At 49.9% G+C, this 8,045-nt stretch carries 5 protein-coding genes and 2 pseudogenes; 3 read left to right on the forward strand and 4 right to left on the reverse strand.

Annotated features, from left to right (window positions below; genetic code table 11):
* Window positions 1–218, forward strand: a pseudogene (locus tag I5W_RS19375) (branched-chain amino acid ABC transporter substrate-binding protein); the annotation flags it as partial.
* Window positions 219–404: 186 nt separating this feature from the next.
* On the opposite strand, the gene I5W_RS19380 reads toward I5W_RS19375, so the two are convergent.
* The gene (locus I5W_RS19380; protein WP_017454000.1) at window positions 405–731 is read right to left on the reverse strand and encodes a hypothetical protein; all 327 of its coding nucleotides are present in this window, start codon (window positions 729–731) and stop codon (window positions 405–407) included.
* A gap of 268 nt (window positions 732–999) precedes the next feature.
* Here I5W_RS19380 and I5W_RS19385 point away from each other — a divergent pair, with 268 nt between their 5' ends.
* On the forward strand, window positions 1,000–1,506 hold the full coding sequence (locus tag I5W_RS19385; protein ID WP_026052215.1) for a hypothetical protein: 507 nt from the start codon (window positions 1,000–1,002) through the stop codon (window positions 1,504–1,506).
* Between the two features lie 318 nt (window positions 1,507–1,824).
* On the opposite strand, the gene xopAG is transcribed toward I5W_RS19385, so the two are convergent.
* Window positions 1,825–3,330 (reverse strand): XopAG/AvrGf1 family type III secretion system effector, encoded by a 1,506-nt coding sequence (gene xopAG, locus I5W_RS19390; RefSeq protein WP_199901766.1) that lies wholly within the window; start codon window positions 3,328–3,330, stop codon window positions 1,825–1,827.
* A 334-nt stretch (window positions 3,331–3,664) separates the two neighbouring features.
* On the opposite strand from xopAG, the gene I5W_RS19395 reads away from it, so the two are divergent.
* Complete coding sequence (locus I5W_RS19395; protein WP_159106139.1) at window positions 3,665–5,485, forward strand: hypothetical protein; 1,821 nt, start codon at window positions 3,665–3,667, stop codon at window positions 5,483–5,485.
* Between the two features lie 556 nt (window positions 5,486–6,041).
* On the opposite strand, the gene I5W_RS19400 is transcribed toward I5W_RS19395, so the two are convergent.
* The gene (locus I5W_RS19400; RefSeq protein WP_044530452.1) at window positions 6,042–7,445 is read right to left on the reverse strand and encodes a hypothetical protein; all 1,404 of its coding nucleotides are present in this window, start codon (window positions 7,443–7,445) and stop codon (window positions 6,042–6,044) included.
* Between the two features lie 201 nt (window positions 7,446–7,646).
* Window positions 7,647–8,045 (reverse strand): annotated as a pseudogene (locus I5W_RS34065) (site-specific integrase); the annotation flags it as partial.

Below are 8,045 nucleotides of genomic sequence, written 5' to 3' on the forward strand. Positions count from 1 at the left end.
CCGCCTACGCCTACGACGCCACCATGACGGTGGCTGACGCCATGGCCAAGGCCGGCTCTGCCGATCCCAAGAAGTACCTGCCCGAACTGGCCAAGATCAGCCACAAGGGCGTGACCGGCGTGATCGCCTTCGACGCCCATGGCGACGTCAAGGATGGCTCGCTGACCCTGTACACCTACAAGGGCGGTCAACGCACCCTGCTGGCGGTGACCAAGTAAGCACTGGACGGTCCATGCAGCGCAACGCCCTCGATGTGAATCGGGGGCGTTTTCGTTTGGGGTACGGGGTGGTTGTGGCGACCACTTCTGACCAACTCTGACCGCTTGCTACACATCATACGTAAATCGTATTGATCGTTTACGTGATGGCCGGGCTTACCAAGTTTTTGAATATAGGCGATTTCACTACTTGGCCAATTCTTTTTCCAACTCTGCCTTGCGCATCCCCGAGCGCCCCTTGATATGCCGGGCTGCTGCCTCGGCATAGAGCTGCTTGTAGGTACGACCACCCGCGCCTGTGTGCGAGCGCAAGCCACCGCGACGGGAGGGCGACATGTCCTCTGTGGAGGTCTTGCTGGCCGATTTGGATTCGCCGTGCTGCGCCCGCTCCTTGTTGACGGTGCGCGCAGCAATTTCCTCGGCACGGCGGGTGCCCGTGCCGCGCTTCACGGCGCTGGACTTGATGTGTTCATATTGACGTTCGCGCTTATTGCTCCATGCGGTCTGCGGCATGATGGCCTCCTGTTGGACTGGGCCCAGGCGTGATGGCATCCCCGGGCGGTGGGGGTTCGAAGTTACCGCGTGCTTGTTTCCTATGTTAGGAAATGCCCTCTTCCCTCGCCATTCCACAGTCGCTCAAAGCATTGTCAGACATATGGACCTGTCCAAATACGCGAATTTTGATGCTACATGGAAAGAATATTCATATCCCTTGATAAAAAACCTTTCCCACCCCGCTCAGTCCAACCGCTCTCAATCAAAAGACAGGCGGGAGGGATCGATGAAACAGATCATGGGCATCTTCGGGGTGGTACATGGAGTGATTGCTGTGTTGTTTGCCTTGGCAGCGCTGGCACTCATTGCCATTGCCGCGCGGATGGGATTTGAGGCGCTCACCGAAGGCATGGGATTGGCGCAGGCCCAGGCCCTGATTGAGGCCATCGGCATCCTGGCTGCTGCGGTCGTGGCTTTCCAGATTGCCGAGACCATCACCGAGGAAGAAGTCGTGCGCGACGCCAACATCAGCGCCCCGACCCGGGTGCGCCGCTTCCTGTCGCGCTTTTTCGTGGTGGTGATCGTCGCCCTGGCCATCGAAGGCTTGGTCATGACTTTCCGCGCGGTACACGAAGAAGCCACCGACCTGATCTATGCCGCCGCCCTGCTGGCCGGCACGGGCGTACTGCTGGCGGCCTGGGGTTATTTCATTTATTGCAACCGCGCTGCCGAGGAGCTGGAGCCGGACGCGATGCAAGAGGCCAAGGAAGAGGACAAGAAGATTGATGGATGAGGCGCGCGGACGGCAACAGCCGGGCTCCGGCGCGGCGGTCTGGTCGCCTGTTGGGGCAAATGAAGGGGATTTCCGCGCTGGGGGAGTGGAATTAGTGGAAAGAAACCGCTATAATCGCGGACTTTTGCTGATGTAGCTCAGTTGGTAGAGCAACTGATTCGTAATCAAATCTCACGAATCAGCAACTCCCGGCAACGCCTCAAGCGATTCAATCGATCCAGATTTCAATGATTAAAGCCCGCATAAGCGGGCTTTTTTTTTCGCTAATTCGACTCCATTTCATCGGCGAAATATCTCAAACTGCTCGCTCAACGAGGCCTAAGCATTCTTCCCCCCATAGAATGCGAGGGACGCCTCCCTACAGATCTTTTCATAGAAAATATCTGCGTCTTCAATTCGATATCCCGCTCCCGCGAAACAGCCACGAGATACTTCCTGCAAGGTGTGCCGCATACCCGAAGCGTCGGCATAAATTGGATAAAGGCATCCAATGAGTGAAATGACGTCCGCTTCCGACATACGCTCTTCGCCGCTCATCAAACGAGCATGATTGATACAAGCTGCCGCATTTGCACATGTGAACGAGTCGCCCAGGCCAGAGCTATCTTCAAAGCCATCAAAACTTTCGTTAACCTTGAAATGTGCCAGCGGCATATTTTCTATATTTTTAGCACCAATCATCGGCTTCAAATCTTCCAACGCAGCGGGGTTATCTCGCAGACGCCATTGCTGAAAACGCGACTCCAATCTGTGCAAAGCTGGTCCCATAACGCTTGTGTTCCGGGTCAATACGTTCTTTTTCGGATCTTCAAACATCAGGCTTTGATCTAACTTCAGAGTTTCTTCCGGCGAAAGAAAGCCGTTATCCGCTAGCATTTTCATGATGACATTTTCCGCATGCCCCCAATACTGCTCATGGGCATACACCTGGCGCAGGTTCAGAATCGCCCGCCCGGCTGCGAACTGGATTTTCTCGTCAAGCGTTGTGCTACTCGAGAGCTTCGCCTCCAAATCATCAACACATTGGCGGGGGGGCCAACCTCTTTCCTCGCTTATCTTCACAAAATCTGAATAGCCTTTAAGCACAAAAGGATGCGTAATCGAGCGGGACGAATATCCGGTAGAACCGGTCTCTTCGTTGAAAACGCCCGATAAGGAATACTTCCCTTTTTTGTCGTATAGAGCGCTTTTAGTCAAGTCAGGATCTTCAGGAACAAAGGCAGGTTTGTAGCGTTTGAGACTCTCTTGCTTCACGCGCTCGCCCTTAAGACATGCAAGTGATTTCGCAACCGATTGATAAGAATCGTCATTATCGACCATTCGGCTAAGGTAGGTACGAACAGCGGATCGATAATCAGTCATGGTAAGGAACTGATTATTACCTACACGCCTTGCCATAGTGCTCGGTCGCAAATCTCGCGCCCGGCTTTCGCTATCAAGCTTCTCATGCCGTCGCAGATAATGTTCCGCCTTTGTATTTGCACGGTCCAAACGCTCATTGCTGGTAAAGCCTTGCTTATTGTCATGCAGGGCGGTTGTAGAAAGAAAAAAATTGTTTGTCACCTGATCGTATGCATACGCGGCCCCAGCAAGTCCGAGAACGTATTTCATACGTCTTGAATTCCAATTTTGCATCCCTCCGTCACCGGCTTTTTGCTGGCCTCCTAAATGAGGTGCCTGCTCAGTGCCATTCTTATTATTCAAGGTTGGCTCCATGGCGGTCGCGGCAGCTTTGACTACGGTGCCAGCGAGGCGCTGCTCCTGACTTTGGGCTACTTGTGCCAACTCTAAAGCAGCGTTGGATAAATGAGTGGGGAATCGCATAGTCTTTACTCCGTCATCGCCTGATAGTTTGCGACACCATCAAGCCATTTCTTACATTTTTTCGTTGCTACCAATTGCAAAAAAGCCTGTACTTCTGATGAGTGAGAAAGTACAGCCAGCTAGTTCCTAGAAATTACCTTCATAAAGCTATGTGGAATTTCACTAGCGTGGGAGCACTAATCTACATCTCAACACCACCTAGCGGAATTGAGACATTCAACACCAAATCATGAGATCCATTCCGCCTCAAAGCCAACCATCTCTTCCCAATTTACCGGAGGATGTGCAAAGCCGAATCGTCGGCCAGATACAAACTGCAATTCGTGGAGATATCTTGCGCACCAATCCTTCCGCAACACCGGAAGAGCGCGCCAGATTGTCCGCGCGGGAATTCGGACGACTCAAATTGGTGAATCCCGCGATGCGAAATATCGTGACGCAGGCAACTCAACATTTTGAGGATGTAGGCATGGCTGTTAGCAGGACGGCGATACATAACATCATCGGCAGCACGCGTTTTCGCCAGGAATTGGTAGCTATCCTCAATGGACACTGCTTTATCGAAGTGCCTTTTAGTTGGCTTTCCCCAATAGAACAACAAATTACGCTAGAAGAGCTTTCCCGTCCTGTGCAATTAGCCCATCTAAAAAGATTGCACATTGACGCGAAGTCATACATGAATACCGCCCGACTTCCTCTAAGGGGAATTGCAATGGCACTTAACGTGCTCGATCGTCATGGATCAGATGCGCTGAGCGTTGACTTGGATCTGGCGCTGAATGGTCTAGGCAATGAACGTCTGAAAGCATTTATCTTGAGTCTTCCCCAAGAACGCATCACGAAGTTGAACCTGGACGAAAATCACGTCGGACAAGAAATTGCCCTCTTGATCGCTGATCGCCTGATTGGAAGATTGAAAGAACTGTCAGCGTCGGACAATTTCTTTGGTGAGGAAGGTGCTAAGGCCCTGGCAAGAAAATTGGAAAATTCCGGTATGAAATCACTTAATGTAGAAGGAAATCATATTGGCTCTTCAGGCGCAGTAGCGATCGCCGCAGCACTATCTCAATCAGGTCTATCCTCACTAAATATCAGCGGCAACCGTATCAATGGAAATGGCTGCAGAGCCATATTCCTGGCGATGAACAGCTCTGCGCTGACAAATTTGAATATCGGTGGTAACGAAATAGATATGGATGCTGCAATAGCACTGACGAATGCAATACCGGGTTCGCGCATCAGAAAGCTAGATCTTAACAATACGGGGATTGATAAATTAGGTGGAACACTATTGGCTGAAAGAATTAAGGGAAGTGCAGTGACAGATTTGAAACTTGGCACCAATCCGCTCTCGGATGAAGGAGTACTAGCGATAGTCAATGTTTTGCCAGAAAGCGCGTTGACATCCATGCAGCTGAGCCGGTGCGGTCTGGGCAGAGCAAGTGTACTTGGCCTTGCAGATGCACTCCCGCATTCGAAGCTGAAATGGCTGGCATTGGACGAAGTACACCTGACAAACGAATGCATCAGTGCCTTCGCAGACGCACTGTCATCCTCCAAACTAGAGGGTCTTCATCTAGATGGTGCAGCTTTAACTACTAGCGGACTAAGAGCGCTTGCTGAAAAAATCCCGAATTCCGCGTTACGCCAATTAAGCTTAGCGAGGAATATGATAGGAGACGCGGGGGCAGCAATCATAGGCCTCGCTTTACAAAACTCGAAGCTAACTGATCTTACTCTTGACGCTAATGGCATCGGAAATCAGGGGCTAGTGGAACTAACGTCGACATTAGAGAACTCCACCTTACTGAGACTTTCATTGGCGGCCAATAGGATATCGTCAGCCGGACTAAACACCCTGGCAGCGCGACTGCCTCTCTCACGATTAACCAACCTTGATTTAAGCGAGAATTTTGTGCGGGATGATGGCGCTGCAGCCCTCGCCGAAGCAATCACAGGCTCTCGATTGACCAACCTTAGCCTGCTAGGTAACGAAATCAGTAACGTGGGCGCGACACAAATCGCCAACGGCGTAATGCACTCAAAACTGATGCACTTGGACCTTAGTGAAAATCACGAAATAAATGATGAGGGAATTGCAGCCGTAGAAGCGGTACGAAGGCGTATAAACCCTCCACAGATCTACCTGGAGTAAGACTCTGGGCACCAAATATTGACGTAATATCTGAATGAAATTCTGGAAGACCGGTTATATCAGCAAACAATGAAAATGCTTGTGCATTCATCTGTCAATTTGAGCTATAAAAATCAATATTTAAGATAGCGCAATATTCAGCGCACCTCAACGCCATGTCGCTATCGCCACAGTGCGTTGCCATCCCATCCACTCGGAAAACCAGCATCTGATAGGGAAACCACATCATTCACAGGGAACGTATTGCAAAGATGTTTTAGCCTCTGCTTCCAATCGTAAGCAGGTGCGATGGTCCTGACGAGGTATTGGAGGATACATAGCGAACCATATAAGCGGGTATGGGCGCGCCTGTCATGAATCAGTAAATCCCGGCAGCACCTCAGGCGATTCAATCGATCCAAATTTCAATAAATTAAAGCCCGCAGATGCGGGCTTTTTCATTACCACGAGACCCAGGTAAATCTAGCTGAATCGCAACTAAATCAGCGATTTTCTTTGCAATTCCCCGCCAACAGGATTTTTTATAATCAAAAAAAACCGTTACCACGGGCCAGGGCTAATCATTCTTAAGCAGTACAGAAGGAACTTGCGGCGCACCGCACCACTCAGCTATCGAGTTATATCTCTTGGCAATCTTCTGTAGCAGATCAAATCCATCAGAAACTTTCTGAAGGAAAGCGTTTGTCGATGAGCCCGTCTGCATAGCGTCATCCAGCCAGTGTTTAAGCTTTTTCAGGCCGCTAGAAGCTTTGGCTTGTTCCGTACCTTCAGTAGCCGTCAATCCAGAAATGGCATCGCCTAAATCTAACAGCCGCAGTTGTACGTCAGGATCTGACGCCGATAGATGCACAAGTTCAGAAATATACTGACCAATAGGCTGTACATCCTTCTGAATCTGCAAAGCATTCGTCACGTTAATAGTAGGGCTCACAGTAAGAGAAATCGGTCGATGCTGGGTGAGAGAATGCCCGATTAGCTGCCGTAGACTATGAATCTCCTGACCTTGAAGTGTAATAACGTCCCGTTGAGTATCCACTCTCACCTGTGCAATACGTAATTCCGCCTGCAACTCAATCACCTTAGCCCTGCTCTGAAAAAGCATATCCGGTGAAGCCTCTCCACGGACGACCATTTCATACTCCTGAAGTGCACGTTCGATTACCTCCCTATTGCCATTCTCGGATTCAACAATCAATCGCACACACAGCCCATCTTGTTCGATGCGAACCTTTGCATCACTCCCCGGATACTTCTCCTCAAGGACTGTTCCAAAATAGCTCAATATCCCAATTCCTGCCTGCCGGTACTCTGGGGGAAATTCGATTGCCCGATTAATTACCACTGCACCGGTTTCAGATTCGACATCAACGTCACTAGGGATATCGATGACATTTAGACCTTCGTCTCTCAAAGAGAGGCAAAAAATTAGGAACGGTGTGGGACTGGATAAAGGCGCAAGCTCTTGCAATTCCGTTTTGAGCCGATTGTATAACAGAGTGGACTGAAAGCTGGGGCGACCTACTATCGATTCAAAAGAGCGATCATCAATAACAAGAGCAACGGGCATCTTTATAACTCCGTACTTAAAAGCCAACGGAGTAACGGTGTAAAGCCAGCGATTAATACCGTCACGGTGACGCATATAAGCAAGTGACACATTGTCATACAGCCTTCCGATGCCCATTAGGCTAGGAAAATCCCTGCGCCGCGCATAGCTGCCACCTAAATCTACACTCCCCCAGCCTTCCCTCTCAATTTCTTCCGAAAATGCCTGATCAACCTGCGCCCAATGTACAAAATCACCGCTACGAGATGTCCCGCCAAAGCGAGGAATAGTTGCGCTCATTCGCTCTCTCGACATCTCCGCCACAATCTTGTAAATCGAAGCAAGCTGCTCGGGAAAGTCATGTTGCATGTCCTCCCAAGCCCCACCATAAGAAATAATTTCTTTAATAAACATTCTTCCCCCCTTTTTTCAAAGAAATGCTTTTATCCAATTTCACAATAAAGCCTGCATCAGCACAATTGAGCATTCACCCCGCCCGGCATCACCGCTTTCCCGTGCGTCATCTCACTTTTTCATCAATATTCTAACGCAGAGTTTCCGCAACAATACATTAGACATAGTCTCCGGATAGCCGATCAAGCGTTGAACTGAAGGTCATTCTGTCCGCTCCTTAGCGAGCCCAGAGGTCGAAGGAAGTCTTGCAGCAAAAGCGGAAAGGTTGGATTGGGAAAAATGCGCATATCGTCGCACCATCTCGACCGATTCCCAGCCGCCTAATTCTTGAAGCGCCAGTAGCGGAGTACCACCCTGAACATGCCAACTGGCCCAAGTGTGTCGCAAGTCATGCCAACGAAAATTCTGAATACCGGCTCGCCGCAGCGCCTTATACCAAGCCGCAGTACTTACTTGCACGATCCTGTTGCCTTTGTAAGTAAAGACGAAAACTGGATGCACACCTATACGTGTCATCAATATTCGAATAGCATCATCATTTCAAGGAATGGCTTGCGGGTTACCATTTTTCATATCTTCACCATCAAACCACGCAATACA

It is taken from the genome of Herbaspirillum sp. B65 (assembly GCF_000333555.1).
Taxonomy (GTDB): Bacteria; Pseudomonadota; Gammaproteobacteria; order Burkholderiales; family Burkholderiaceae_D; genus Herbaspirillum; species Herbaspirillum rubrisubalbicans.

Coding starts and splice junctions, on each gene's coding strand:
- I5W_RS19380 (WP_017454000.1), bottom strand. CDS start 731: ATGCCGCAGACCGCATGGAGCAATAAGCGCGAACGTCAATATGAACAC.
- I5W_RS19385 (WP_026052215.1), top strand. CDS start 1,000: ATGAAACAGATCATGGGCATCTTCGGGGTGGTACATGGAGTGATTGCT.
- xopAG (WP_199901766.1), bottom strand. CDS start 3,330: ATGCGATTCCCCACTCATTTATCCAACGCTGCTTTAGAGTTGGCACAA.
- I5W_RS19400 (WP_044530452.1), bottom strand. CDS start 7,445: ATGTTTATTAAAGAAATTATTTCTTATGGTGGGGCTTGGGAGGACATG.